The organism is Vibrio sp. 1CM23M, assembly GCF_023161755.1.
Classification (GTDB): Bacteria; Pseudomonadota; Gammaproteobacteria; order Enterobacterales; family Vibrionaceae; genus Vibrio; species Vibrio coralliirubri.
Window position 1 is genome coordinate 336843 of sequence record NZ_JALNTR010000003.1, and the last position, 25780, is coordinate 362622.

Consider the following 25780-nt stretch of genomic DNA (forward strand, 5'->3'; position numbering starts at 1 on the left):
GACCTGGGATAACGATGGTGAGATCGTTAAAATTATTTGTCGGTGACAGGTAATCGATGAAACGAGGCGCTATTTACAGATGCTCAATCTCAGTAATCACGCTGTCGAATAGCTCTTCACCTGTTTTACTACGCAGTTCTTGGTAAACGGCGGCATTCATTTTTTCTTTCATCTGAGCTCGAACGTCGGTTGGTACCACATTCACTGTCATTCCTTTGGCTTCAAGCTCTTTAATGACTTCTTGGTTCTGCTTCGCCGCGAGATCACGCTGTACTGCAATGGTTTCTTGGCTCACTTCATTGATAAGAGTTTGTTGATCGCTCGGTAGAGAATCCCAGAACTCTTTATTCATGAACAACACGTAGTTGGTGTAGATGTGATTGGTGAGTGACAGGTACTCTTGAGCTTCGTAAAAACGCTCTGCATAGATGGAGTAAACTGCACTTTCTTGTGAATTGATTAAGCCTTGCTGTAGCGAAGTGAAGATCTCACCCCAAGAGAGTGGTGTAGGTGCTGTGCCCACTGATTTCCAAGCACTGATTTGTGTTGGGTTTGACGCTGAACGAATTTTTAAACTATTAAGATCTTCAATAGTTTCGATAGGTTGCTTGTTATTTGTGATGCTACGAAAGCCAACTTCCATGAAACCTAAGCCGTGAAAGCCTTTTGATTCCATTGACGTAAGAAGTGGTTTACCGATTTTATCGCTGTCCAATGCCTTGTGTGCTTGCTCTTCATCTTCAAACAGGTAGAAAACGTCAAGCACGTTGAACTCTGGTACGTAAGGCGACAGCAAAACCGATGCCCCAAAAGTCATCTGTAAGTTGCCTTGTTGTACGAGTTCTGTCGTTTCACGAACGTCGCCGAGTTGTCGTGCTGGGTAGATTTCTACTTCAAGTTCGCCATTTGATCGAGCTTCAAGCTCTTTTTCAAAGTGCAGCATAGCTTTGTGCACGGGTGATGTTTCTTGGCTATCGTGAGCAAGGCGGATCACGTTGCTTGCAAACGTATTCATGCTAGATAGGGTTAAGCCGAGGGCAGTTATCGAGGTAAAGATTGCGCGTTTCATTGTTCTTCCTTATTCATCACATGACTTTTTATGTGCATTCATTAGAGCCATGTTGGTCAGTGGGTTGTTATTCCGCACTTCATATCCTTATTTTGCATACGAATCCAAAATATAAACACACAACTAACAAGTCAATAACAAATCCGTAAAAGTGATAAAGAAGTTAATTTGAATCGATGAAATTTTAGACAAGATCACAGAAAGAAGCCCTAATATGATATTAGGGCTTCTACTCTAAATTGAATGGATTTTATTGATGGGAAAATAGAGACTTTCATAAGGCTGAATGTAGGTCATGTCAGCCAAACCCTCTATTAACTTAATGATGTACTACCGCGCTCTATGATGGTGCCGGGTTCAAGTAGGTACTCGCCCTTCGCATCTTCATTGTCGTTAATTCGTTGCATCAAGTCTTCGACGGCACTTTTCACGATTTTATCGATAGGCTGGGCAATGGTGGTGAGGTCATAGCTCGGCCAAGCTGCCATAGGGATATCATCCACGCCCATGATTGCGAAGTCTTGTGGGATGTTACACCCAAGCTTTCTTAAACCATCCATAACGCCCATTGCGAGAATATCATTGGCACAGAACACGGCGTCAGGTTTTGATGTGTGTTCCATCAGCTCTTTGGCTGCTTCTAATCCTGCTTCAAAACTGTATTTTGCGTTGATGAAAATAGGGGAGGCCGCTTCACGTGTTTTTGCGGTTTCAGAGAAGCCTAACCAACGTTTGTCACTGGTCATGGAGCCTGCGTCACCACTTACGTATGCCAGCTGTTGGTAGCCTTTATCAAGTAAATAATCAGCCGCTTGTGTGCCAGCTTGCTGGTTGTCTAAACCAGCGCTGTTCGCATTAATGCTTTCTGTATAGCGGTTAATCAGGCTTAAGTGAACGCCAAACTTTTCACATTGTGCAAACGCTCGGGAGGTGAGACGGCTGGTGGCGATGATTAAACCATCAACTTGATATTCAATTGCACGTGAGATAGCCAGATCGAGGTCATCTTTGTCGATAGGGCAGAGTACAACTTGACCGCCACGCTTTTGAATTTCCATCGCGAGCGCACGAGATTGCAAGTCGTACATTGGGTTCGATTCACTATCGAGTGCGATAGCTACAAGTCCTGAGCGATTAGAAATCAAGCTACGAGCAATAGCGTTGGGTGTATAGCCAAGCTTGGTAGCGGCATCCATCACCATTTTTCGCTTCTTCTCACTGATACTTGCAGTCGGGCTAAATGCCCGAGAAACGGTAGATTGAGATACGCCAAGCATCTTGGCGACATCAATAGAAGTAACTTTCGCTTTTATGGTGAATCTCCTTATAACGCGATAAATCCAAGCGCAACGTCATAGTCAATGAGTCTGGTTTGATAATTACAATACGTGTAACCGTTGAAATCACAAAGAAAAATTATGAATTCATGACGGCTTGCTCATTTCGAAAGCCATCAATGATCATTTTGTGTTCAGAACCCACACAAAAGAAGGACACGCCAAGCTCTTTCCAGTCACGCGCAGCCTGAGCATTTGCGACGAACATACCTACAGGTTTGTTTGCTTTTTTAGCCGCCTCAATGATCTTGATGCTTGCTTCACGTACGCACTCTTCGTTAACGCTCGCTGATCCGTAAGATACGGCTAAATCAACTTGACCGATGAACAATGCATCAATGCCTTCAACTTTTGCTATAGATTCAGCATTTATCACCCCCTCCGGGTCTTCTATTTGTGCAATTACAACGGTGTTATTTTGGCTATCTTCTAAGTGGTTTGCCATCGGTTTAGTTGCGTACTTTGCTGCTCGGCTTGAACCGGCATAACCTCGGCCGCCTTCACCGTAATGAGACATCTTCACCAGTTTCTCTGCTTGTTCTGCACTGCATACGTGTGGGATTTGAATTCCAGTCGCCCCGCAATCTAGCGCATTCAGTATGGTCGATGGCTGGCTATCTTGGACTCGAACAACGCAAGGCAGTTGGTTGGCACGAGCAGCAAGTAGACAAGCATCCAGAGTCGAACGATCAAAAGGTGCATGTTCAGCATCCAATACAACGAAAGGCAGCCCTGCTAGCGCAAGCACTTCAATGATGTGTGGGTGGGGCGTTTTGACAAATGTGCCGAGCAGTTCTGCGTGGTTTAGTGTGTTTTTAAAGTTATCCATTTCTTTTTATCTCTCCATTGCAAAGGTATGCAAAACTTAACATGTGTTGTTGTAAAAAAAGAGTAAAAACTATGTGATCAATGCAACATTATATGATTGTTTTTTGCGATTAATGAATGCCGTGTTGATGGTGTTTTTGGTTAAAGTCATTATTTAACAGAGGCTTATGTGATTTTTGTTTGATTTTCTCTTTGATTTGCCAAGTGTTAAAAAAATGTTTATGTTTATTTTGCATTCGTATCCAAAAGTATACAAAAACAAAGAATAAACTCTGTTAAAACCAATAATCAGCAAACACTAGGCATACGCCACAAGGAGAATTACGCATGGCTCGCATTCTAAAACACGGCATCACTGAAGAAGCATCAGCATCAAACAACGCGCAAGTGCGCCAAACGGTAGAGAACATTCTTTCTGACATTGAAAAGAAAGGTGACAGTGCAGTACGTGAGCTTTCAGAAAAATTTGATAACTGGTCTCCGGAGCAGTTTCGCTTAACAGATGAGCAAATTCAGGCCTGTGTGGACGCATTGGACGAATCAACCAAACACGACATTGAATTTGCACAAACACAGGTTCGTAACTTCGCTCAAATCCAACGTGACTCAATGCACGATGTTGAAGTAGAAACCATGCCAGGTGTCGTACTGGGCCACAAAAACGTACCAGTAAACAGTGTTGGTTGTTACATCCCAGGTGGTAAGTACCCATTGGTTGCATCAGCGCACATGAGTGTACTTACTGCAAAGGTTGCTGGTGTGAAACGCGTTATTGCTTGCGCTCCTCCTTTTAACGGCCAACCAAATGTGGCGATTGTTGCGGCAATGGCGATGGCGGGTGCGGATGAGATTTACTGTTTTGGCGGCGTACAAGCGGTAGGTGCAATGGCACTTGGTACAGAAACGATTGCTCCAGTAGATATGATCGTTGGTCCGGGTAACGCATTTGTCGCAGAAGCAAAACGTCAATTGTTTGGTCGTGTTGGTATCGATTTGTTCGCTGGTCCGACAGAAACATTGGTTATTGCTGATGAAGAAGGTTGTGACCCTGAATTAGCAGCAGCGGATCTATTGGGTCAGGCTGAACACGGTTATAACTCTCCAGCTGTTCTTTTGACGAACAGTGAAACATTTGCAAAAGAGACGGTAAAAGAAGTTGAGCGTCAGCTGACTATTCTTCCTACCGCTGAAATCGCAGGTAAGGCTTGGGAAAATTACGGACAAGTTATCCTTTGTGACAGCTACGAAGAGATGGTTGAAGTGGCCGATGATCTTGCTTCTGAGCACGTACAAGTAATGACAAAAGATCCTAAGTACTTCCTAGATAACATGACCAACTACGGTGCGTTGTTCTTAGGTCGTGAAACCAACGTTTCTTACGGCGATAAATGTATCGGCACTAACCATACATTGCCAACGAATAAAGCTGCACGCTACACCGGTGGTCTGTGGGTTGGTAAATTCATTAAAACATGTACTTACCAGCGCGTAACGGAATCAGCTTCGCTAAAAGTAGGTGAGTACTGTTCACGCCTATGTGCACTAGAAGGTTTCGCTGGCCATAAAGAGCAAGCAGACATTCGTGTACGTCGTTACAAAGAAAAATCGGTAGAGGCATAACATGACAAAAATCGCCTTAGTTACAGGCGGCAGTGGCGGCATTGGTGCCGCCATATGTCACAAGCTCGCGCAATCTGGTTACCGCGTTGTGTTTACCTACAACAGTAATGAAAGCGCAGCTCAAACTATCTTAGATACTTTGCAAGGCTCAGGTCATGCCATGTATCAACTTAATGTTGAAGACAGCTCTGCGATTGGCGCATTAGCGGACCAAGTTAAAGAGTCGTCAGCTTCTTTAGACTTATTAGTTAACTGTGCAGGCATGACAAAGTTTGTCGCGCACAGTGACTTAGCATCCTTGAATGATGAGTTGATAGATAAGATCTTCCGCGTCAATGTTCGTGCTCCATTCGCCATGGTTCGTGCGTTTGAACCCTTACTTCGTAGCGCTAAAGGTTGCGTGGTGAACATCACCTCAATTGCAGCGCAAACCGCAATGGGCAGTAACGTGGCTTACTGTGCGAGTAAGTCTGCAGTCGAGAATATGACACGATCATTAGGTCGAGCGTTGTCTCCTGACATTCGAGTGCTCGCTGTCGCTCCAGGCTTAGTGGATACCGAATTTGTCAAAGGGCTAGATGATGAATGGCGTAATGCACAAGAGCAATCGACACCACTAAAGCGATTAGCCAGTGATGAAGAGGTTGCCAACGCTGTTTATGCCGCTGCGGAACTACTGACATTTTCAACGGGTAATACCATCGCAGTGGATGGTGGCAGGCCGCTAGGTTAGGTAAGAAGGAATTTAGAATGACTCTACAAAATACAATAAATAATAATCTCGTTCGTTACATGGAGCTGATCCCAGGTACAAGTGCTTTCATTGATGCACGTACTCCAGGCAGCGATCTAAAAGATAACTTCTGCATCATTGGTGCTGGTGTGGCTGAAAGCAGCCGTCAGCACGTTCATATTCGTGAAACGGCTGGTTTTAACATAGGTGCTGCTGGTCAGCCTCCTGGCATTAAGAACTCGCTGCACTCTCATCACACTGCTGAACTGTTCGTGGTCTTCAAAGGTCAGTTTAGATTCTATTGGGGTAACGAAGGTGAACACGAAGCGGTGCTTTCACACGGTGATGTCATCTCTATTCCGACCAATCTTTTTAGAGGCTTTGAGGTAGTAGGGCGTGATTACGGCTTTATGTACTCTGTTTTAGGTGGCGATAACTCTGGTGGTGGTGTGGTTTGGCACCCAAGCGTAATTACGGATAGCCAAGGTTACGGCTTATACCTAAAAGCAGACGGTACATTGGTTGATACCATTGACGGCGATGCTATTCCAAATGAGTCTGAGCTGATGCCTCTGCTAACGAGCGAAGAGTTGAGCAAATTTGATACTTACACGGCTGAGCAGATGATGCCTTTTGTTGCGCTGAAAAAGGATTACCGAGAGGTTTCTGGTGATTTTGATAAGCCGGGCGTTAAACAGTTTGCGTTAACAGGGCACCCATCATCTGACTACGACTTCCAAGTTAAAAGCGTTGATGACGTCAGTATCATGGCTTATGAGTTGACTGAAGGTGCAAGCATCCCAGTACACAAACGTAGTGAGAAGCAGGTACTGATTAACTTTGAAGGTGATACATTGTTAAACATCGTTCAAGACGGTGAGCAGGCGCAAGTCGTGCTCACCACTGGTGATGTGTTCAGTGTTCCAGATGGCGCCTCATACAGCCTTGAAAACCTGAGAGGCACTAGCTTTACTTACGTTGTTCTTGGTTCTGACCAGCCACAAACTCTATAGGGTAACGAATGATGAAACCAGAAGTACCACTGTTATGGCTACCTGGTTTGTTGTGTGATGAAACGTTGTTCCAAGACGTCAATAAAGAGCTGCCCAATTGGGTGGCTCCTTTTACTTGTGATTTAGGAACGGAAACATCCATGCAAGCCTTGGCGAGTAAAGTGTTAGAGAACGCACCGGCAACTTTCGTGCTTGGAGGTTTGTCTATGGGGGGAATTCTAGCGTTTGAAGTGTTTAGACAGGCACCACAACGCGTGAAAGGTTTGATCTTAATGGACACCAATTCCGCAGATGAAAAGTCAGAGGTATCGGAGAAAAGAAACGCCTTGGTCGATAAAGCAAAAGCAGGGGAATTTGAGTCAATAACCCCTGACATCTTAATGCCAGTGCTCATTCATCCGAACCAGTTAGCGAGCCAAGAACTGACTCAAAGAATCACACAAATGGCGAATAATATTGGTGTTGAAAGGTTTGAGGCTCACGCTCAAGCACTAGCGACTCGCCCCGATGCTAGACCATTGCTGGCCGACATTCAGATTCCGACGTTGATCATCACAGGCAAAGACGACCTGTTATGTCCAATCGATAATCACCTGTTAATGGCAAAGCACATCAAACAGGTATCGCTTCACGTCATTCCTGATTGTGGCCATTTGTCGACAATGGAGCAGCCTAAGGTGGTCGCGAAATTCATCTCTGACTGGTTGAGTGCTAACGAGTTTCCTGTAAGGAAATTTGGATAGCTAATTATTATTCAGCATTGATTAGCTTCAATGAATGAACCTAATATTTTTACTCATGTTAGGTTCATCTTTTCTTTTTCTGAATAGATTTTATTGTTGAAAAACCCTCTTATTACAATTTAAACCCTTCCTCTTCAATTCAAATTAATTTCCTCTAGATAACAATGTTTAGCAGCCTAGATTAAATCTGATAAATAAATTTATCTTGTTTTTTTACATAACTCTAATCTGCAGTTTCTCATCGATATATTAAGCTATTTCAATGGTTTGTTGGAGATTAACGTCTGTCCGGAAAGGAAATTGACCGTCATCAAAAGTCCTGAGTGTGAGTAGAAAATATAATATTAGTACTTTAGTGGTATTAGCTGCTGAAGATAATAAAAATCATATCAATAAAATTTTCTCTTTATTAACGATACACTTAGGAATTAATTATGAAGGTATTTGTCCCTACCGAGCATTTCAGTCCTGTCAGTAAGTTTATACACATCGTCTCCGCCGTTGCCTTTATCGGTGCGCTGTTGATCATGCTGCTTGCGCCAGACCCTGATTCATTTGCTTTTGGTGTTCACCAATCTTTGGGCATGTTGGTTATTGTGCTGTATTTGGCTCGTATTGTTTGGATGAACTGGGCGGGAAAGCCGAATGCGCTTGGTACTAAGTTCGAAAAATTTATGGCGCACATGGCTCACTTAGCCTTATATGGCATTTTGATTCTGATGCCGTTATCTGGCCTGCTTATCGCGATGGCAAAAGCCAAAGATACCGTTGTGTTCGGTTTATTCACCATTCCTGGACTTGCGGAGCGTAATTCAGGTTTGATCGATTTTGCTTCTGGTCTCCACTCTTTCTTAGAAATCATCTGTTACCTGCTGGTCGCTATGCACGTTGGTGCAGCGCTTTATCACCACTTTATCCTTAAAGATGAAACCCTTAGCCGAATGATGGGGAAGAAATAATATGACAAAGTTCTCTATAAGAAATAGCGTTTTACTTGCTGCGTTGAGTGGTCTGTCTTTGAGTGCCAATGCTTACAATATGAGTATCTATGACACGGAATTAGACGTCGATTGGAGCGACATTCCTGTGGTTGAGAAAACCATGTTTTTCCCGGGTAAAGTGACCTTCGATTGGATCAATTCACCAGCGCATAAAGGCACGCTCAAAAAAGGCTTTGAAACCAAAACCTGTTCGAGCTGCCACCAAGGGGAGGAAGAAGGCCTTGGTGAAATGTTGGTGCAAGATGACAGGCTAGGTAACTTCCCAGATAAGAAAGGCTCGATTCCTGCCGAGTTCCAGTTTGCACACGATGATGAACATCTTTATGTGAAAGGAACGTGGAAAACGGAATCGCCTTTCCCAGCACGCTTACATGACACGCTTCTTTTCCAAGAAGGCAAATGGACAATCATTGGCGGTGACCGAGGCAAAAACCCTTACACTCCCATCTATGAAGACCGCTTCTCGTTGATGATTGACGATGGCTCTGTATTGCAGTTCCGCGAACAAGGTTGTTGGATGTCTTGCCACCGTGGTGCGCGAGACATTGGCCAAGCAACAGCGAGAGATGTTCAAGCATTGGATGTGGTTGGCGCGTTTGGCTTAGATCAGAAAGACATTCGTAAGTACCTTCCTGAGTCTCGCACTGAGCGTTACGGTGTAAACTGGGACAAAGTGAAGCCACAAGAAGAAATCGATAAGCTGAAAGCGGAAGGGCAGTTTGTTGATTTGATGCAATGGCGTTCGACGCGTTCTGCACCCACCAACAGTGCTGATGATGGTTATGTTTTTGAGTATCGTTTGAACGATAAAGGCACTACTGTGTTTACTTGGAACTTCGACAAGAAAACAGGCCTACCTAAGTATATGTACGATAAGTCTGTAACCGGTTTTTATGCGTTGAATAAAGAAGACTTCAACGACCTCAACAAGAAGATTGCAATGGTCGAAGGCGTTAACGTGATGCCTTACGACGCAAGTAAAATTGAAGAAGGTCAATATCTTCAAGGACGATTAAACCGAGAGGGTGCTGGCTCTGCAGGTGATAACAACCAAGTATTCTCTTCATGGGAAGACGGTAAATACACGGTTATCTTCAAACGTAAGTTGAACACTGGCCACCCCGAAGATGATAAAATCATGGAAATTGGCGGCACTTATGACATGAACATCGCGATTCACGATGGCGAAACAACAACACGTTTCCACTATGTCGCGTTCCCGTTTACGGTTGGTATTGGTGAGGGCTCTGAAGGCAGTGTTATTGCGTTGCCGATCAAGTAACGAGTAACTTCACTTGATGTGAGAAACAATCTTAGGCTCTTGGTTGGTGTGCGATTCGCATAGTCATCAAGAGCCTTATTTGTTCTAATTCAACTAACTGCTGTTTTAACTCAACCAACTGCTGCCCTAACTTTTGCTCTACTTGTCTCTTTGGCTTTATGTTTGCTTAGCTTGATGAGCCACAAACTCTACAAACCTATCCCTGAGTGGCTTTTCACTCTTCCCATTCCAGATCAACCCGACAGGCCAAGTGGCGTGTTCACCTTCTAACGCAATGAATTCCACATCGGTGTTACTAATGAACTGCGCACTGCTGGGTACGATGGTGAAACCGATATTGGCAGAAACCAAGGCAAGCAGAGTCAGAATATCGTCGGCTTCTTGTGTTTTTGATAGGTCGATTTTATTGGAAAGACAATATTGTTGAATCTGTCTGTCTAATCCGGGGCCGCGATGTTGGGCGAGCTTTAAATAAGGCCATTTCGATAACTCAAAGAGAACCTGATCGTTACCTGGCGCTTGTTTGAGAAGATCTTTGTGTATCGCTATTACAAGGGAATCATTGAATAGGGTTAGGCTATCTAAATCCGTGGAGTCGGGTATTCGATTGAAGCTGATATCGAGTTCATGGCTCAATAACTCGTCTGTCTGCTGCTTAGACGGTGTGTCATTTAAAGTGACATGAACGTCTGGGTATTGCTGTTTATAAGCCGCAATAAGCTTGGGCGCTTCATGATAAGTGGACACACCAAAGCCTATGTTCAAATGTCCCTGAGTTCCTTTCACCACAGAGCCTGAAAGCTGCTCAAACGCCTGCATTGAATGAACTAAACGTTGGGCTTCTGCCAGTAACGTTTTGCCTGCGTGCGTTAGCTCTGCGCCATTCCTACCACGAGAAAACAGACTCGCTCCAATATTGGATTCAAGTCGTTGAATCTTTTTAGTGAGAGCTGACTGAGTGATGTATAGCTGTTCTGACGCCAAACGGTAATTGCCCGATTTAGCCAACTGACAAAATGCTTTCAGTAAATCAAATTCCATTCCAAATGCTCATTGAATTAAGAATATCTTTCATTATATGGAATTGAATCGATTTTTTATACTGAGTTCATACCCAATCAGATTAAGCGAAATCGAGGACGAATCATGAAGAGAGATATTAAAGTAGCGTCGGTTCAATTCAACCACCATGCAGGTGACAAGGCGTATAACCTATCTGTGATAGAAGAATATGTTCGACAAGCTTCAGAGAGTGGTGTGGAGATCATCAGCTTCCCAGAGATGTGCATCACTGGCTACTGGCATGTGTCTGCTTTGGCGCGAGATGAAATTGAAGCGCTAGCGGAACCTGTGCCGAGTGGTGAATCGACTCAAAAGCTGATTGCACTGGCAGCACAATTTGGAATGAGTGTTGGCGCAGGCTTGATAGAGCAGGGTGTGGATGGCGAGTTATACAACACCTACGTATTCGCCATGCCTAATGGTGAAGTTCAGAAACACCGTAAACTGCACACCTTTGTGAGCCCTCATATGAGTAGCGGCGACCAATACACGGTGTTCGATACGCCGCATGGATGCAAAGTTGGTATCTTGATTTGTTGGGATAACAACTTGGTCGAGAACGTCCGAATCACTGCTTTGAAAGGGGCTGATATATTGATTGCGCCACACCAAACGGGCGGTTGTCAGTCACGTAGCCCCAATGCGATGAAGCGAATTGACCCAGATTTATGGTTTAACCGAGATGAAAACCCAGAAGCGATTCGTGCTGAAATGCAGGGCAAGAATGGTCGCGAGTGGCTAATGCGTTGGTTGCCTGCAAGAGCACACGATAACGGTATGTTTGTGGTGTTCAGTAATGGTGTGGGCGTTGATATGGATGAAGTGAGAACAGGCAACGCGATGATCCTAAGCCCTTATGGGGAAATCATCACCGAGACGGACAGCGTTGATAACGATATGGTGATTGCGAATCTGAAAGCGCAAGAGTTGGAGATGTGTACTGGCAGGCGCTGGATTCGTGGTCGTAAACCTGAACTGTATCATTCACTGACGCAGCCGCTAGGTCATGAACTTGACCCGCACCAAGCGCGCTTTGCAGAGAAGTAATGTTGTAAGCTCGGGAGAAAAAGGATGTATTAGTAGCGGTTAAAAGGGTGGGGAAGTTGAAAGAGAGGAGGAGGATTCCTGATGTAGTCTACCCACTTAAATCATGTTTAAGTGGGTAGACTATTTACACATTAAGCACTAAGCCATAAGCACTAAGCATCTAAGTTCTATTCTCAGTGTCTTGTGTGAGAAGAGGTTAGCTCTGATGCACGTAACTGAGCAACGGCTTTCGCTAATTCTAGCTGAGCTTGTGCAAAGTTAATGTCTATGTTGCCCTTGTTGATGTTCTCTAGAGCGGCATATTTCGCTTCTTCTGCGCGAGCGCGGTCAATGTCTTTACCATGCAAGGCCGTGTCGGCTAATAACGTAACCACATCCGGCTGAACTTCCAGCATCCCACCAGAGACATACAGCACTTGGCCTTCTGATTTAGGGTCTGTAACAAACACGGTCACGCCCGGTTTGATCTTACTGAGAAGCGGAGAGTGACCGGGGCGAATCCCCAACTCACCGTCAGCGCCAGAAACGGCTAGGGCATACGCTGGACCTGAAAACAGCGTACCTTCCGCACTTACAATATTAAGTTGAAATGTATTATCTGTAATTCCGATAGCCATGGTGCACCTACCTCTTAGAGTGATTTTGCTTTGTTAAGCACTTCGTCGATAGAGCCACAGTACAAGAACGCTTGCTCTGGGATATCGTCATATTCACCGCTTAACAGACCTTTAAAGCCTCTTAGTGTTTCGCTTAGCGGTACAAAGACACCTTTCTGACCGGTAAACACTTCGGCTACGTGGTAAGGCTGAGTTAAGAAACGTTCAATCTTACGAGCGCGAGATACGGTCTGTTTGTCTTCAGTAGACAGCTCATCCATACCAAGAATCGCGATGATGTCTTTTAGCTCTTTGTAGCGTTGCAGCGTTGTTTGTACTTTTTGTGCAATGTCGTAGTGCTCTTGACCAACCACAAGCGGGTCCAACTGGCGAGAGGTTGAATCCAATGGATCAATCGCAGGGTAGAGGCCTAAGGCCGCGATATTACGAGACAGTACAACGGTCGCATCTAAGTGAGCAAAGGTTGTTGCTGGCGATGGGTCAGTCAAGTCATCCGCAGGTACGTATACCGCTTGGATAGACGTGATAGAGCCTTGTCTAGTCGAAGTAATACGCTCTTGAAGCACACCCATCTCTTCAGCCAGTGTTGGTTGGTAACCTACTGCTGAAGGCATACGACCTAACAGTGCTGATACTTCAGTCCCGGCAAGCGTATAACGGTAAATGTTATCAATGAACAACAGTACATCACGACCTTCATCACGGAAGCGCTCAGCCATAGTAAGGCCTGTAAGTGCTACACGTAGACGGTTTCCCGGTGGCTCGTTCATTTGGCCGTAAACCATGGCTACTTTGTCTAGTACACCCGCTTCTTTCATCTCGTAGTAGAAGTCGTTACCTTCTCGAGTACGCTCACCTACACCAGTAAATACAGAAAGACCTGAGTGAGCTTTAGCGATGTTGTTGATAAGCTCCATCATGTTCACAGTCTTACCTACGCCGGCACCACCGAATAGACCGATTTTACCACCCTTAGCGAACGGACAAATAAGGTCAATAACCTTAACACCTGTCTCTAAAAGCTCGGTGCTGTTTGCTTGTTCTTCATAAGAGGGGGCTTCACGGTGAATTTCGTAGTTCTCTTTCTGACCGATTTCACCACACTCATCGATAGGTTGACCAAGCACGTTCATGATACGGCCTAGTGTTTCTTCACCCACAGGAACCGTGATTGGAGAGCCTGTGTTTTCAACCGTTAGGCCACGACGTAAGCCATCTGAAGTACCCATTGCAATACAACGAACGATATTGCTACCCAGTTGTTGCTGTACTTCCAATACTAACGAGCTTGCTTCGTCGCTAGTCACTTTCAATGCATCATAAACGCGTGGGCTGTTGCCGCCGCTGAACTCGACGTCAACCACCGCGCCGATTACTTTAACTATTTTTCCAACACTCATTCTTAAATCCTCAAATTCTGTTCTTGACCCAGTCTTTTCTAGCCCTAGACAGCTTGGGCACCTGAGACTATTTCACTCAGCTCTTGGGTAATGGCAGCCTGACGCGCCTTGTTGTAGACCAACTGCAAGTCATCAATGAGTTGGCCTGCGTTATCAGTCGCCGCTTTCATAGCGACCATTCGGGCTGCTTGCTCACAGGCAATGCTCTCAACAATGCCTTGATACACTTGCGATTCGATGTATCGATGTAACAGTTCTGAGAGTATGTCTTTGGGTGCTTGCTCATAGATGTAGTCCCAACGACGCGCTTTTTTAGGCTCACCACCTTCCTCAGAATCCGAAGGGTGGGGGAGCAACTGCAAGGTCGTTGGCGCTTGAACCATGGTGTTGACGAACTGGTTGTAAACGAGATACAAGCTATCGATCTTGCCTTCGTCGTAATGCCCCAGCATCGCGTTCACCGTACCTAAGATGTCTTCTAACTTAGGTGTGTCGCCAAGACCTGACGTTTGTGCAATAACGTTGCCGCCGCGGTGGAAGAACGAGATAGCCTTAGATCCCACTAAGGTTGTTTCTACCTCGACTCCCTTGGTGCGCCATTGCTCCATTTCTTCTAACACTTTCTTGAACAAGTTTGAGTTCAAGCCGCCACACAAGCCTCTATCGGACGAGATAATGATGTAAGCGACACGCTTAGGTTCACGCTGTTGCAGGTAAGGGTGCTGGTACTCCAGTGAACCCGATGCAACATGAGAGATAACTTTTCGCATGTTCTCGGCGTAGGGCCGAGTTAGCGTCATGTTGTCTTGAACCTTGCGCATCTTACTTGCTGCAACCATTTCCATTGCGCTAGTGATTTTCTGAGTGTTACTAACACTGGCTATCTTGGTGCGAATTTCTTTAGTACTTGCCATAATCTGCTCCTATTTGTTTTGATTTCCAGCTAACAAACCGGAGCACTTACCAAGCTTTCATCCCAACAAAACCTTCTAGGATCTCTTTAAGAGCACCGTCGATTTCGTCGTTGTAATCGCCTGTCGCGTTGATTTTTTCGTACAACGCAGGGTTTTGACCTTTGGCGTAAGCAATCAGCTCTTCTTCAAAACGGGCAATGTTGCTTAACTCAACACCGACCAAGTAGCCTTTCTCTGCCGCGTAAATAACCGTTGCTTGCTCAGCAACTGACATTGGAGAGTATTGTTTTTGCTTCATTAATTCGGTAACACGCTCACCGTGGTCTAGCTGTTTGCGCGTCATCTCATCTAAGTCAGAAGAGAATTGAGCAAAGGCCGCCAGCTCGCGATATTGAGCTAATGAAGTACGGATACCACCAGACAATTTCTTGATGATCTTGCACTGCGCCGCACCACCCACACGAGATACCGAGATACCTGGGTCTACTGCAGGACGTAAGCCTGAGTTAAACAGTTGGGTTTGAAGGAAAACCTGACCATCGGTGATTGAGATTACGTTGGTTGGTACAAACGCTGATACGTCACCCGCTTGAGTTTCAATGATCGGAAGCGCCGTTAATGAGCCAGTTTGGCCTTTCACTTCACCGTTAGTGAACTTCTCTACATACTCTGCATTCACTCGTGCTGCACGTTCTAGTAGGCGTGAGTGAAGGTAGAATACGTCGCCAGGGAAGGCCTCACGACCCGGTGGGCGTTTCAGTAGCAACGAGATTTGACGGTAAGCAACGGCTTGTTTTGATAGGTCATCATAGATGATCAGCGCATCTTCACCGCGGTCGCGGAAGTATTCACCCATAGTGCAACCCGCATAAGGGGCTAGGTATTGAAGCGCTGCAGACTCTGATGCTGACGCAACAACGACGATGGTGTTTTTAAGCGCATCGTGGTCTTCGAGTTTACGAACCACGTTAGCGATAGTGGAGGCTTTTTGGCCAATCGCTACATACACACATTTGATGCCAGAATCTTTCTGATTGATTATCGCATCGATAGCTAACGCTGTTTTACCCGTCTGACGGTCGCCGATGATAAGTTCACGTTGACCACGACCGATTGGCACCATGGTATCAACCGCTTTGTAGCCAGTTTGAATAGGTTGATCAACAGACTTACGTTCGATTACACCGGGTGCAATCACTTCTACAGGGTCGAGCCGGTCACAACTCACTGGACCTTTGCCATCGATTGGCTCGCCTAATGTGTTCACGACACGGCCAAGAAGTCCGTTACCTACAGGTACTTCTAAGATACGACCTGTACCTTTCACTTTCATACCTTCAGAGAGGTCAGTGTAGGGACCCATAACCACCGCACCTACTGAGTGGGTATCGAGGTTAAGTGCGAGTGCGTATTTGCCACCTGGTAGCTCAATCATCTCACCTTGCATAACATCAGCAAGGCCATTGATTGTGATGATGCCATCACGAACCGATACGATAGTGCCTTCGTTGCGAGCCTCGGTGCTCACATTAAATTTCGAGATGCGTTCTTTGATTAGATCGCTGATTTCATTTGAATTTAATTGCATAATTGTTACCTATCTCGCGTGAAGTTGATGAGCCAATCGGTCAATTGATGTGTTTAAAGAACCATCGATAACGGTTTCACCCGCTTTGATGACCATTCCACCTACTAACGTGTCATCAATAACCTGCTTCATTTCAACCTGACGCTCTAATTTCTTCTCAAGTGCAGCTGTTAGTGACGTAACTTGATCTTGTGTCAGCATTTCTGAACTGGTGACAGTGACAGGCACTACACGTTCATGTTCGTCCTTTAGCTCGCAGTACAATTCAAACAGGTCTCTTACAACAGATAGACGGCCGTTCTCGGCCAAGACTCGAATAAGATTAATGACGTGGTCATCAACGAGTCCTTGGCAAATGTGAATGATGAGGTTTGCCAGCTCTTCCGTTTGGTGTGTAGAAGCACCTTCTGCTGAAGAAATCTGACTAGCGATCGTTTCTTCTTCCGCGACAGCCACAAGAATGGACAGCATTGATTGCCACTCTTGTAACTGGTTTTCACCTAAAGCAAATTCAAACGATGCTTTGGCGTAGGGATGAGCAATATTGGTGTAATCTGACATATTGCCTCTCCTTAGAGTTCGCTAATCATTTGGTCAACTAGCGCTCGGTTCGTTGCGGAATCTAGGTTTTTGCTAATCAGTTTCTGTGCACTTTGAATTACTGCGTCTGCCATATCTGCCTGAAGTTCACGGCGTATCTTTTGGCGTTCGCCTTCTAGCTCAGCTCTACCTTGTTCTAAGATGCGTGCCTTTTCTTGCTCGGCTTCTTGTTGCGCTAAGCTGATGATTTCATTGCGGCGTTTTCGGCCTTGTTCAACCAGTTCAGTCACATCTTTTCTTGCATCTTCGATGAGTTGCGCGCCATTTGATTTTGCTAGTTCTAGCTCTTTCGCAGCGTTCTCTGAGTGGCGTAAACCATCAGCGATTTCTTTTTGGCGCTCGTCTAACATCGCGGTGAGAGGGGGCCATACATATTTCATGCAGAGCCAAACAAAAATCACGAATGAGATTGCTTGTCCAAACATGCTTGCATTTAAGTTCATACCTTCCTCACTAAATCTTGATTATGTATAAATCGATCTTTCAAAGCGGTTTGATTAAGCCACGGCGAAGATGATGTATAGACCGATACCAACACCGATCATCGGTACTGCATCCACAAGACCCATCATGATGAAGAATTGAGTACGAAGCATTGGAGTAAGGTCTGGTTGACGCGCAACACCTTCAAGGTATTTACCTGCTAAGTTACCAATACCAGATGCTGCACCTGCTGCACCTAAACCGATCAGTAATGCACCTGCTACATATAAAACTGCGCTTACGATATCCATTTGTATCTCCGAAAATAATTTGATAGTTAATTTTTTAGTTATTAATTAGTGGTGTTCTTCTGTTGCCATTCCTAAATAAACAACGGTCAGTACCATAAATATAAATGCTTGTAAGAATACGATTAATATGTGGAATAAGGCCCAAGGTACACTCAGTGCCCACTGCATCCACCAAGGCATTAGTGCAATAAGGATGAATATCATCTCGCCTGCATACATATTTCCGAATAATCGTAAGCCTAGTGATATTGGCTTTGAAATTAATGTTATTAGTTCAAGAACTAAGTTAACAGGATATAAAAGAGGGTTATCAAATGGCTGAGTAGTTAGCTCTTTGATAAAGCCTTTCAAACCTTTATTTTTAAATGTATAGGTTAACAGTAGAATAAACACACCGAGTGCCATCGACATTGGTATATTTACATCTGCTGTTGGTAGGTCTCTAAAGTGCTCTAGACCCACAGCTCGAGTTAACCCCGGGATTAAATCAATGGGTAATAGGTCGACAGCATTCATTAACAACACCCAAACAAAAGTGGTTAATGCCAGTGGCCCTATTAATTTATCTTCCGCTTGAAAAATCTCTTTGACGAGATTACTAACAAAGTCAAAGACAAGCTCGATAAAACATTGAAAACGACCTGGAACGCCGCTAGTGCCACGAGTGGCAACATAGCGAAATGCACCGATGAAAAGTAAACCTGTAATCCAAGATACCAACATCGAGTCAATGTTAAACGCCCAGAAACCATCACCTGTAGTTAAGAAGGTTAAGTGATGCTCTATGTATTCGTGAGCGGTAGTTACTTGATCCATACTACGCGTACTCCGATCTATTAGAGGCGGTAATAAACGGTGTTAAGAAGTATCCAACCATAGTAAAGATGTACGCATATAATATTACTGGGTTATCCAATTTGAAAAACTGGAACGCCAAGATAAACATCAAAAACGTATATGTTATTTTTACGACACGACTCATTTGCATTAAGTCACGTAAACTATAATTAGGATTCTTACGCACCTTTAGGCTTGCATATATAAATCCAAACAGCGGAGGCAACATTGCAATTACGATGCCCAAAGCTGATGATTCCATATCTACTTTATTACCAAAAAACACTTCATATAAAACTACACCGATGGCTAATACTATTTGGCAGAGAACAACTCTTTTAGCGGCAACAAGGATGTCGCTACTAATCCCATTAAGCCTCATAATAAAACCTTATGCTAAACAGTGTAAGTTAATATAAAACACAGTTTAAATTTAACTTGTTACTACATTTCACTTGTTAATAACACTTGATTTGCTTTAAAGAAAAACCCTTGCTGGTTTTATATCTCCTGACGAAATGAAACGAATTAAGCTAATTCACTATCGTTTCGACAAAATATAAATTACGCCTAAAATTATGTGATCAAAACGACAAATATTGACATCAATAATTCCATTTTTGAAATGAGTGTTTTTCATTTATGAAAGTAATAGTTCTATCACTTTATTCATGAATATTTAAGATGCTTTATCCTTGTGAAAAAGAGGGTCTTTTTAGACGGATTCAGCGAGCCAAATAATCAACTTATTATCTTATCAATTAAGACTATTCAAACACTTAGGTTCATTTACAAGCTGAATTGCGAAGTGTGATTTTGGTAGGGGTTAAGCTTGTTTGAGGCAATGATGGAAGATCTCATTTTTCTGGTAAATTAAACGTACGTCGCTCCTTATCAATAAGCGAATATTTTTTATATTGTTGTCAGCTTGTCACTATTTGCGTGCGCGAGAGTGAAAATTCAGCGCCTAAATGTTGATGATATAGGAGTGAAATGGGGGACTGGGTGTTTGAGAAGCATGGTGTGGCGAAGAAACACCGAGCTTTGAAGAAGTAAATGGCAGCAATACGCTGCCTAATTTACTTAATCTAGGCTCAGTTATGACTCTTCATAACTGAGGTATTGAATACATAAGTCATGAAAAGCCTGTGCTTGTGGCGAGATCGTACGATCAGACAATCTGAAAATGCCGATTTGTCGTTGCAAGGGCGGGTCAATTAACGGAATCCACACCAAGCGGGTTTCATTGGTTGGGAAAGCCAGCTTAGGTAGCGTGGTCACGCCTATCCCGAGCTCTAACACCGAAAACAGCGAGGTAATGTTCTCGACAGAGTACAGGGCTTGTTCGCTGAGCATTCGCGCAGGTGTTGGGTCCAGTAGGGTGCAAGTCCCGTTACGAATGAAGGGCTGCTTTAACAAGGTTTGCCATTCGATTCCTTCCCGTTGAGAGGCAATAGGGTTGTCTTTGAGGCACACCACACCGATAGGATCAGAAAGCAAAGGTGTGAAGTCGATGCTCTCTTCTTCTAAATGGGAGCTATTGCCGAGGGCAACATCCACCTCGCCAGAGAGTAATCTTGCTTCTACCCCTGCTGCATTATCATCAATCAAACTCACTTCTACATTCGGGTACTGCTCACAAAAAGCCCCTAAAACACTAGGGATTAGTTTTGCGGCCACCGAAGGCACGCTCGCTATTCGAACTCTTCCTTGTTGTCCTGCTGCCGCTGCGCGCAAATCATTGTCTAATGCTTTGTAAACATTCAGAAATTGAATGATCTTTGGTAAACATATTTCTCCAAAAGGCGTCAGTGTTGATTTGTTGCCTGTTTCAAACAGTGGCTGGCCGAGTATTTTTTCCAACTCTTTTATCGAAGTCGAAAGTGCCGCTTGCGATCGATTTGCACGGTGAGATGCCGCTCTAAATCCACCTTCTTCGACCACCAAAACAAAATGTTTTAACTGTTGTAGCTTAATACTCATGGCGCGAATCCTTCTCTAGCCCTTGCTATACCTTACTTTTTGCAAGGTGATAGATTTTATTTATCAAATGCACAAAATTTACCGTTAGATTTATCAGTCGTCAAGGTGCAGTATTTAACCATCTTGAAACATAGTTGTTACAAAGTTGGATGGAATCGTGAACGCACAAACTAAAAAACACCCAGTAAAAACCGAGCTTTTCGCTTCAAAAGCACCCCTAGAGTGGGCAATCGTTAATAACGGCACTCTATACACCGCGCAGATTCCAATTGATGAAACTGGCGCAGTAGTAGAAGGCGGTATTGAAGCGCAAACGCGTCAGACTTTTAACAACCTTGTTCATACGTTGGAGTGTGCAGGCGAATCTATGGATTCAGTGCTGCAAGTTCTAATTTACGTGACAGACCGTGAATACCTAAAAACGGTAAACAGCGTATATGGAGAATACTTCAATGCACCTTATCCAAATCGTGCTGCGGTCGTCGTTGCAGGGTTAGCAAGAGAAGAGATGTTGGTTGAGTTCGTGGTTTACGCATCAGCCTCTCAACCTGAATAAAGATACTGTGAACTGAGGCAATTTGCGGATTAAAGCTGTTTTGAATTAAAGCGGTTTATTGATACAAGCGACTTGGTTCAGTTTTAGATACAAGATTTAAACGTAATTACTTATATAAATTAACGTTTTATTCATTAATCAGATGGTTGCCAGACTCAACCGCAACCTAACCGTTACAAGGACAGAATGATGACTCAATTACAGAATGTTCAAGCAGAAAACGCACTTTACATTGGCGGCGAATGGCAAGCGGGTGTAAGCACCGTAGCGAACATTAACCCATCAGATATTTCTGAAAACATCGGTAACTTTGCACAAGCAAGTGCTGAACAAGTTCAACAAGCGATTTCAGCAGCAAAGCACGCTCAACCAGAGTGGGAAAAAACGCCGATTGAGCGTAAACAAGCATTACTTCAAGCAATTGGTGATGAGCTGATTGCACGTTGTGATGAACTAGGTACGTTACTTTCTCGTGAAGAAGGTAAGCCTTTTGCTGAAGGTCGAGGCGAAATTTACCGTGCAGGTCAGTTTTTCCAATACTTCGCGGCTGAAGTGCTTCGTCAAATTGGCGACAACGCAGAATCAGTTCGCCCAGGTGTTTCTGTTGAAGTGACTCGTGAAGCTGTTGGTGTTATTGGCATCATCTCTCCTTGGAACTTCCCGACGGCAACAGCAGCTTGGAAAATCGCTCCAGCACTGGCTTTCGGTAACAGCGTTATCTGGAAACCAGCAAACCTAACACCAGCAAGTGCGGTTGCGCTTACTGAAATTATCCACCGTCAAGGTATCCCAGCAGGCACGTTCAACCTTGTTCTAGGTAGCGGTTCAACAGTCGGTGATGCACTGATCAACTCTAAAGAAGTGAATGGTGTGAGCTTTACAGGTTCCGTTGATACGGGTCGTAAGGTTGCCGCTGCTACAGCGCCAAACTTCGTTCGTTGCCAACTCGAGATGGGCAGTAAGAACGCACTAGTGGTTGCAGATGATGCGGATATCCAAACAGCCGTTGATGCAACGATCGCAGGTTCATTCTCTGGCGCAGGCCAAAAATGTACAGCATCTTCTCGTCTAGTGGTTATGGATGGCATTCACGACCAATACGTTGAAGCACTAATCAAACGTATGAGCGAGCTGAAAGTGGGTCACGCACTAGAAGACGGCGTGTTCATGGGCCCTGTTGTTGACGGCAACCAACTTGAAGCGAACCTAGGTTGGGTTGAGAAAGCACGTCAAAGCGGCGGTGAGCTGGCATTCGGTGGCGAACGCTTGAGCATGAAACACGAAGGTTTCTACATGTCTCCAACTCTGTTCTTGAACACGAAGAACGATTGGGAAGTGAACCAAGAAGAAGTGTTTGCACCAATGGCAAGCGTGATTCGAGTGGCTGACCTAGAAGAAGCGATTGCGACAACCAACGATACTCGCTTTGGCCTAACGGGCGGCATCATTACTCAAAGCCTACGTACGAGCGCAATGTTCAAGCAACAAGCACAAACAGGTTGTGTGATGGTGAACCTACCAACAGCAGGCACTGATTACCACGTACCGTTTGGTGGTCGCAAAGAGTCTAGCTTCGGTCCTCGTGAGCAAGGTCAATACGCGAAAGAGTTCTACACAGTAGTGAAGACGGCTTATCAACGTCCTTACTAGATAGCTCTCTATTAATAAGAATTGGCCTGATTCACAGAGTCAGGCCAACACCCAAACCAAAGCAGCAAACGAACATAGACGAGTGATTTAACCCATTTTTGAAAACATGTTATTTGAGCGTGTTTTCAAAACCGAGCTAGAACACTGAGCTTTCAATAGGAGTGGTTATGTACCAGCAACGGATTGTTATAGATGGATTGCAATACTGCAATTGGAACAGAGAATATTTCCAAACACTAAAGGCGAGCGGCATTACAGCAGTTCACGCTACCGCGGTTTACCACGAGACAGCTCGTGAAACCTTATCTCGCTTTGCTGAGTGGAACTTAAGATTCGAGCAGAATGCAGACATTATCATGCCGATTCATTCAATGGCTGATGTTGAAACTGCAAAAGCGACCGGCAAAGTCGGCATTTTCCTTGGTGCTCAAAACTGTTCTCCAATCGACGATGAGATTGGTCTTATCGAAGTGATGCGCAAGCAAGGTCTTTTGATCATGCAGCTTACTTACAACAACCAGAGCTTATTGGCGACGGGTTGTTACGAGAAGAACGACACCGGTATCACTCGCTTTGGTAAACAAGCTATCGAAGAGATGAACCGAGTGGGCATGATCATCGATATGTCTCACAGTGCAGAGCGTTCAACGCTTGAAGCGATAGACCTGTCTTCTCGTCCTATTTGTATCAGCCACGCGAACCCAACGTTTGCTCATGATGCACTACGAAACAAATCAAACGATGTGATTAAAGCCTTAACCGCACGCGGTGGCTTAATCGGATTCAGCTTATACCCATTCCACCTACCAAACGGCAGCCAATGTACGTTGGAGGATTTCTGCCAAATGGTTGCGACTACGGCTGACATGGTCGGCGTAGAGCACCTCGGTATTGGCAGTGACCTATGCTTAAACCAGCCTCAAGCGGTTCTAGAGTGGATGCGAAATGGTCGTTGGTCTAAGGCAATGGACTACGGCGAAGGTTCTGCAAACAACTCAGGTTGGCCAGATGCACTGCCTTGGTTCTGTGGTAGTTCGGGCATGGAAAATATTTATAACGGATTGATGCGTCATGGTTTCAGTGAGTCTGAAGCTGGGCACGTCTTGGGAGAAAACTGGTTTAACTTCTTGAAAGATGGCTTAGAGCCGCAAAGCAAGGGTTAAGCGTTTCTCGCTAGTCATCATCTAATAGGCAGCCTGCTAACAGACTTTCATTTAGTCAGTGCTGCTTTAATCAAATTCATTATTTAAAAGGAACAACGGTCTATTTCGCAACGCGGTAACCCAAACATGGATTAGCCTGCCCAACACAAAAATAATAGGGCGGGTGTTAAATACACCCTTGTAGTCATCATTCAAATGACAGCTGCAAAGAAACCTCTGGAGTCAGAGTATGTCTGATTTAACCAATAGCGTGAAATCTTCAAACGTAAATGCGGGTCAAGCACACACAACAAGTAATAAAACAAGTAACACAAACCAGTCTGAATCGACTTCAGACAAATTAGGACTTACCAACCCAGCACTCTGGTACAGCGGCGGTTTTATCGCTCTGTTCGTAACGCTTGCTTTATTTGATGGCGAGCTGTTATCAAGCCTAGTAAACACAGGCTTTGCTTGGTCTGTAAAAGTATTCGGTCCTTATTGGCAAATGCTTCTTCTTCTGACTTTTCTTATTGGTCTTGGCCTGGCGGCAGGGCGAACAGGCAAGGTTATCCTAGGTGGTATTGCTAAACCTGAAATGGATGGCTTCCGTTGGATGGCTATCATCTTCTGTACGCTACTTGCGGGTGGCGGTGTATTTTGGGCGGCAGCAGAGCCTATCGCACACTACGTTAATCCACCACCGTTATATGGTGCTCAAGAAAATGCACAACAAGGTGCAGTGAACGCGTTATCGCAGTCATTCATGCACTGGGGCTTCCTAGCGTGGGCAATTGTGGGCAGCTTAACGTCTATCGTTGTTATGCACCTTCACTACGACAAAGGCTTACCGCTTAAACCTCGTATTCTGCTTTACCCTGTATTAGGTGAAAGAGCACTGAAAGGCCATACAGGTGCACTGATTGATGCATGTTGTATTGTCGCTGTAGCGGCGGGCACCATCGGTCCTATCGGCTTCTTAGGCTTGCAAGTGAGCTACGCGCTGAACGAACTGTTTGGTATTCCAGATGGCTTCACAACACAGCTGATCATCATCTTGTTCGCTATCGTTCTTTACACACTGTCGGCATTAAGTGGTCTTAACCGCGGAATGCAAATGCTAAGCCGTTACAACGTAATTTTGGCGATGGCATTGATGGTTTACATCCTTATCTTTGGCCCAACGAACTTCATCTTCAATGGCTACATCCAAGGTGTAGGCAGCATGATTGATAACTTCATCCCGATGGCAACATACCGCGGTGACGAAGGTTGGTTGAGCTGGTGGACAGTATTCTTCTGGGGTTGGTTCTTAGGTTACGGCCCAATGATGGCAATCTTCATCGCACGTATTTCACGTGGTCGTAGTATTCGCCAATTGGTATCAACGATTAGCTTGATTGCACCGTTTGTTACTTGCTTCTGGTTCACGATTGTTGGTGGCTCTGGTCTTGCGTTCGAAATCGCAGACCCAGGCAGTGTAAGTAAAGCGTTTGAAGGCTTTAACTTACCAGGTGCGCTACTGGCGGTAACTCAGCAGCTACCAATGCCAATGCTTATCTCAATTCTGTTCTTGATCTTAACCACGATCTTCATCGTAACGACCGGTGATTCAATGACTTACACCATCAGTGTGGTGATCAGTGGTGAGACAGAACCGAATGCAATTATTCGTACCTTCTGGGGTGTGATGATGGGGGTAACAGCGTTAATTCTGATTTCCCTTGGTTCTGGCGGTATTTCAGCGCTGCAATCCTTCATTGTTATCACCGCGGTACCGGTGTCCTTAATCTTGCTGCCATCACTTTGGAACGCGCCTCAAATCGCAATCAAGATGGCAAAAGAGCAAGGTTTTTAGAGAGCAGGGTTTTTAAACAAAAGGGCTCTGTAAAACAAGAACGAATCAGCCTTTGAAAGAAGGCTGATGCAAGATTCCAAAAGGAACAGAAAAACCGTACTGGTGAAGATACATCGGGCGGCACGTATTTAGGTCAATCGATCTAGTCAGGACAAATAATAAGGGG

Annotated in this window: 25 protein-coding genes; 11 read left to right on the top strand and 14 right to left on the bottom strand. The window is 44.7% G+C overall.

All coding sequences use genetic code 11. The features are described from left to right. Positions 1 to 73 precede the first annotated feature (73 nt). From MSG35_RS12470 to MSG35_RS12480, 3 genes are all read right to left on the bottom strand, one after another. Entirely contained in the window at positions 74 to 1069 is a 996-nt protein-coding gene (locus MSG35_RS12470; protein ID WP_122080827.1) for a TRAP transporter substrate-binding protein, read from the bottom strand. 314 nt (positions 1070 to 1383) lie between these two features. Continuing rightward, positions 1384 to 2346, bottom strand: a complete 963-nt coding sequence (locus tag MSG35_RS12475; protein ID WP_248384088.1) for a substrate-binding domain-containing protein — start codon at positions 2344 to 2346, stop codon at positions 1384 to 1386. A 139-nt stretch (positions 2347 to 2485) separates the two neighbouring features. Then, positions 2486 to 3235 carry an aldolase/citrate lyase family protein gene (locus MSG35_RS12480; RefSeq protein WP_122080828.1) on the bottom strand — a complete coding sequence of 250 codons (750 nt, stop codon included), beginning with the start codon at positions 3233 to 3235 and terminating at the stop codon, positions 2486 to 2488. A 326-nt stretch (positions 3236 to 3561) separates the two neighbouring features. Here MSG35_RS12480 and hisD point away from each other — a divergent pair, with 326 nt between their 5' ends. From hisD to MSG35_RS12510, 6 genes are all read left to right on the top strand, one after another. After that, a complete protein-coding gene (gene hisD, locus MSG35_RS12485) occupies positions 3562 to 4854 on the top strand; it encodes a histidinol dehydrogenase (protein ID WP_050650536.1) in 1293 nt (430 codons plus the stop codon). A 1-nt stretch (position 4855) separates the two neighbouring features. Next, complete coding sequence (locus MSG35_RS12490; RefSeq protein WP_017080156.1) at positions 4856 to 5587, top strand: SDR family oxidoreductase; 732 nt, start codon at positions 4856 to 4858, stop codon at positions 5585 to 5587. Between the two features lie 17 nt (positions 5588 to 5604). Beyond that, complete coding sequence (locus MSG35_RS12495; RefSeq protein WP_050650535.1) at positions 5605 to 6600, top strand: cupin; 996 nt, start codon at positions 5605 to 5607, stop codon at positions 6598 to 6600. 8 nt (positions 6601 to 6608) lie between these two features. Beyond that, on the top strand, positions 6609 to 7343 hold the full coding sequence (locus tag MSG35_RS12500) for an alpha/beta hydrolase (protein ID WP_157373143.1): 735 nt from the start codon (positions 6609 to 6611) through the stop codon (positions 7341 to 7343). A 434-nt stretch (positions 7344 to 7777) separates the two neighbouring features. Beyond that, complete coding sequence (locus MSG35_RS12505; protein ID WP_048608589.1) at positions 7778 to 8302, top strand: cytochrome b; 525 nt, start codon at positions 7778 to 7780, stop codon at positions 8300 to 8302. A 1-nt stretch (position 8303) separates the two neighbouring features. Further along, positions 8304 to 9626, top strand: a complete 1323-nt coding sequence (locus MSG35_RS12510) for an ethylbenzene dehydrogenase-related protein (protein ID WP_048608588.1) — start codon at positions 8304 to 8306, stop codon at positions 9624 to 9626. 156 nt (positions 9627 to 9782) lie between these two features. On the opposite strand, the gene MSG35_RS12515 is transcribed toward MSG35_RS12510, so the two are convergent. Beyond that, a complete protein-coding gene (locus MSG35_RS12515; RefSeq protein WP_248384089.1) occupies positions 9783 to 10667 on the bottom strand; it encodes a LysR family transcriptional regulator in 885 nt (294 codons plus the stop codon). Between the two features lie 105 nt (positions 10668 to 10772). Here MSG35_RS12515 and MSG35_RS12520 point away from each other — a divergent pair, with 105 nt between their 5' ends. Then, on the top strand, positions 10773 to 11735 hold the full coding sequence (locus tag MSG35_RS12520; RefSeq protein ID WP_248384090.1) for a nitrilase family protein: 963 nt from the start codon (positions 10773 to 10775) through the stop codon (positions 11733 to 11735). A gap of 173 nt (positions 11736 to 11908) precedes the next feature. On the opposite strand, the gene MSG35_RS12525 is transcribed toward MSG35_RS12520, so the two are convergent. The 10 genes from MSG35_RS12525 to MSG35_RS12570 all read right to left on the bottom strand — a co-directional run bounded on the left by MSG35_RS12525 (position 11909) and on the right by MSG35_RS12570 (position 20408). Further along, positions 11909 to 12352, bottom strand: a complete 444-nt coding sequence (locus MSG35_RS12525) for a F0F1 ATP synthase subunit epsilon (RefSeq protein ID WP_017060844.1) — start codon at positions 12350 to 12352, stop codon at positions 11909 to 11911. A 14-nt stretch (positions 12353 to 12366) separates the two neighbouring features. Beyond that, entirely contained in the window at positions 12367 to 13752 is a 1386-nt protein-coding gene (atpD, locus tag MSG35_RS12530) for a F0F1 ATP synthase subunit beta (protein ID WP_019820615.1), read from the bottom strand. Positions 13753 to 13796: 44 nt separating this feature from the next. Further along, positions 13797 to 14666, bottom strand: a complete 870-nt coding sequence (gene atpG / locus MSG35_RS12535) for a F0F1 ATP synthase subunit gamma (RefSeq protein ID WP_052879686.1) — start codon at positions 14664 to 14666, stop codon at positions 13797 to 13799. Positions 14667 to 14712: 46 nt separating this feature from the next. Further along, the gene (gene atpA / locus MSG35_RS12540) at positions 14713 to 16254 is read right to left on the bottom strand and encodes a F0F1 ATP synthase subunit alpha (protein WP_052879685.1); all 1542 of its coding nucleotides are present in this window, start codon (positions 16252 to 16254) and stop codon (positions 14713 to 14715) included. Between the two features lie 9 nt (positions 16255 to 16263). After that, on the bottom strand, positions 16264 to 16815 hold the full coding sequence (locus tag MSG35_RS12545; RefSeq protein WP_052879684.1) for a F0F1 ATP synthase subunit delta: 552 nt from the start codon (positions 16813 to 16815) through the stop codon (positions 16264 to 16266). Between the two features lie 11 nt (positions 16816 to 16826). Further along, a complete protein-coding gene (locus tag MSG35_RS12550; protein ID WP_017060839.1) occupies positions 16827 to 17297 on the bottom strand; it encodes a F0F1 ATP synthase subunit B in 471 nt (156 codons plus the stop codon). A 54-nt stretch (positions 17298 to 17351) separates the two neighbouring features. Further along, the gene (atpE, locus tag MSG35_RS12555; protein ID WP_004730405.1) at positions 17352 to 17588 is read right to left on the bottom strand and encodes a F0F1 ATP synthase subunit C; all 237 of its coding nucleotides are present in this window, start codon (positions 17586 to 17588) and stop codon (positions 17352 to 17354) included. A 45-nt stretch (positions 17589 to 17633) separates the two neighbouring features. Then, a complete protein-coding gene (gene atpB / locus MSG35_RS12560) occupies positions 17634 to 18404 on the bottom strand; it encodes a F0F1 ATP synthase subunit A (protein ID WP_248384091.1) in 771 nt (256 codons plus the stop codon). A gap of 1 nt (position 18405) precedes the next feature. Further along, complete coding sequence (locus MSG35_RS12565) at positions 18406 to 18807, bottom strand: ATP synthase subunit I (protein WP_048608582.1); 402 nt, start codon at positions 18805 to 18807, stop codon at positions 18406 to 18408. A 716-nt stretch (positions 18808 to 19523) separates the two neighbouring features. Beyond that, positions 19524 to 20408 carry a LysR family transcriptional regulator gene (locus MSG35_RS12570; protein WP_017060836.1) on the bottom strand — a complete coding sequence of 295 codons (885 nt, stop codon included), beginning with the start codon at positions 20406 to 20408 and terminating at the stop codon, positions 19524 to 19526. 157 nt (positions 20409 to 20565) lie between these two features. Between MSG35_RS12570 and MSG35_RS12575 the strand changes: the two genes are divergently transcribed. The 4 genes from MSG35_RS12575 to MSG35_RS12590 all read left to right on the top strand — a co-directional run bounded on the left by MSG35_RS12575 (position 20566) and on the right by MSG35_RS12590 (position 25614). Then, positions 20566 to 20964 carry a RidA family protein gene (locus tag MSG35_RS12575; protein ID WP_004730412.1) on the top strand — a complete coding sequence of 133 codons (399 nt, stop codon included), beginning with the start codon at positions 20566 to 20568 and terminating at the stop codon, positions 20962 to 20964. Positions 20965 to 21153: 189 nt separating this feature from the next. Further along, positions 21154 to 22614, top strand: coding sequence for an aldehyde dehydrogenase family protein (locus MSG35_RS12580; RefSeq protein WP_248384092.1), 1461 nt, complete (start codon positions 21154 to 21156; stop codon positions 22612 to 22614). 167 nt (positions 22615 to 22781) lie between these two features. Then, the gene (locus tag MSG35_RS12585) at positions 22782 to 23777 is read left to right on the top strand and encodes a membrane dipeptidase (RefSeq protein WP_248384093.1); all 996 of its coding nucleotides are present in this window, start codon (positions 22782 to 22784) and stop codon (positions 23775 to 23777) included. Positions 23778 to 24006: 229 nt separating this feature from the next. Beyond that, positions 24007 to 25614, top strand: a complete 1608-nt coding sequence (locus MSG35_RS12590; protein WP_048608577.1) for a BCCT family transporter — start codon at positions 24007 to 24009, stop codon at positions 25612 to 25614. Positions 25615 to 25780: the final 166 nt, after the last annotated feature.

Coding starts and splice junctions, on each gene's coding strand:
- MSG35_RS12470 (WP_122080827.1), bottom strand. CDS start 1,069: ATGAAACGCGCAATCTTTACCTCGATAACTGCCCTCGGCTTAACCCTA.
- MSG35_RS12475 (WP_248384088.1), bottom strand. CDS start 2,346: ATGCTTGGCGTATCTCAATCTACCGTTTCTCGGGCATTTAGCCCGACT.
- MSG35_RS12480 (WP_122080828.1), bottom strand. CDS start 3,235: ATGGATAACTTTAAAAACACACTAAACCACGCAGAACTGCTCGGCACA.
- hisD (WP_050650536.1), top strand. CDS start 3,562: ATGGCTCGCATTCTAAAACACGGCATCACTGAAGAAGCATCAGCATCA.
- MSG35_RS12490 (WP_017080156.1), top strand. CDS start 4,856: ATGACAAAAATCGCCTTAGTTACAGGCGGCAGTGGCGGCATTGGTGCC.
- MSG35_RS12495 (WP_050650535.1), top strand. CDS start 5,605: ATGACTCTACAAAATACAATAAATAATAATCTCGTTCGTTACATGGAG.
- MSG35_RS12500 (WP_157373143.1), top strand. CDS start 6,609: ATGATGAAACCAGAAGTACCACTGTTATGGCTACCTGGTTTGTTGTGT.
- MSG35_RS12505 (WP_048608589.1), top strand. CDS start 7,778: ATGAAGGTATTTGTCCCTACCGAGCATTTCAGTCCTGTCAGTAAGTTT.
- MSG35_RS12510 (WP_048608588.1), top strand. CDS start 8,304: ATGACAAAGTTCTCTATAAGAAATAGCGTTTTACTTGCTGCGTTGAGT.
- MSG35_RS12515 (WP_248384089.1), bottom strand. CDS start 10,667: ATGGAATTTGATTTACTGAAAGCATTTTGTCAGTTGGCTAAATCGGGC.
- MSG35_RS12520 (WP_248384090.1), top strand. CDS start 10,773: ATGAAGAGAGATATTAAAGTAGCGTCGGTTCAATTCAACCACCATGCA.
- MSG35_RS12525 (WP_017060844.1), bottom strand. CDS start 12,352: ATGGCTATCGGAATTACAGATAATACATTTCAACTTAATATTGTAAGT.
- atpD (WP_019820615.1), bottom strand. CDS start 13,752: ATGAGTGTTGGAAAAATAGTTAAAGTAATCGGCGCGGTGGTTGACGTC.
- atpG (WP_052879686.1), bottom strand. CDS start 14,666: ATGGCAAGTACTAAAGAAATTCGCACCAAGATAGCCAGTGTTAGTAAC.
- atpA (WP_052879685.1), bottom strand. CDS start 16,254: ATGCAATTAAATTCAAATGAAATCAGCGATCTAATCAAAGAACGCATC.
- MSG35_RS12545 (WP_052879684.1), bottom strand. CDS start 16,815: ATGTCAGATTACACCAATATTGCTCATCCCTACGCCAAAGCATCGTTT.
- MSG35_RS12550 (WP_017060839.1), bottom strand. CDS start 17,297: ATGAACTTAAATGCAAGCATGTTTGGACAAGCAATCTCATTCGTGATT.
- atpE (WP_004730405.1), bottom strand. CDS start 17,588: ATGGATATCGTAAGCGCAGTTTTATATGTAGCAGGTGCATTACTGATC.
- atpB (WP_248384091.1), bottom strand. CDS start 18,404: ATGGATCAAGTAACTACCGCTCACGAATACATAGAGCATCACTTAACC.
- MSG35_RS12565 (WP_048608582.1), bottom strand. CDS start 18,807: ATGAGGCTTAATGGGATTAGTAGCGACATCCTTGTTGCCGCTAAAAGA.
- MSG35_RS12570 (WP_017060836.1), bottom strand. CDS start 20,408: ATGAGTATTAAGCTACAACAGTTAAAACATTTTGTTTTGGTGGTCGAA.
- MSG35_RS12580 (WP_248384092.1), top strand. CDS start 21,154: ATGACTCAATTACAGAATGTTCAAGCAGAAAACGCACTTTACATTGGC.
- MSG35_RS12585 (WP_248384093.1), top strand. CDS start 22,782: ATGTACCAGCAACGGATTGTTATAGATGGATTGCAATACTGCAATTGG.
- MSG35_RS12590 (WP_048608577.1), top strand. CDS start 24,007: ATGTCTGATTTAACCAATAGCGTGAAATCTTCAAACGTAAATGCGGGT.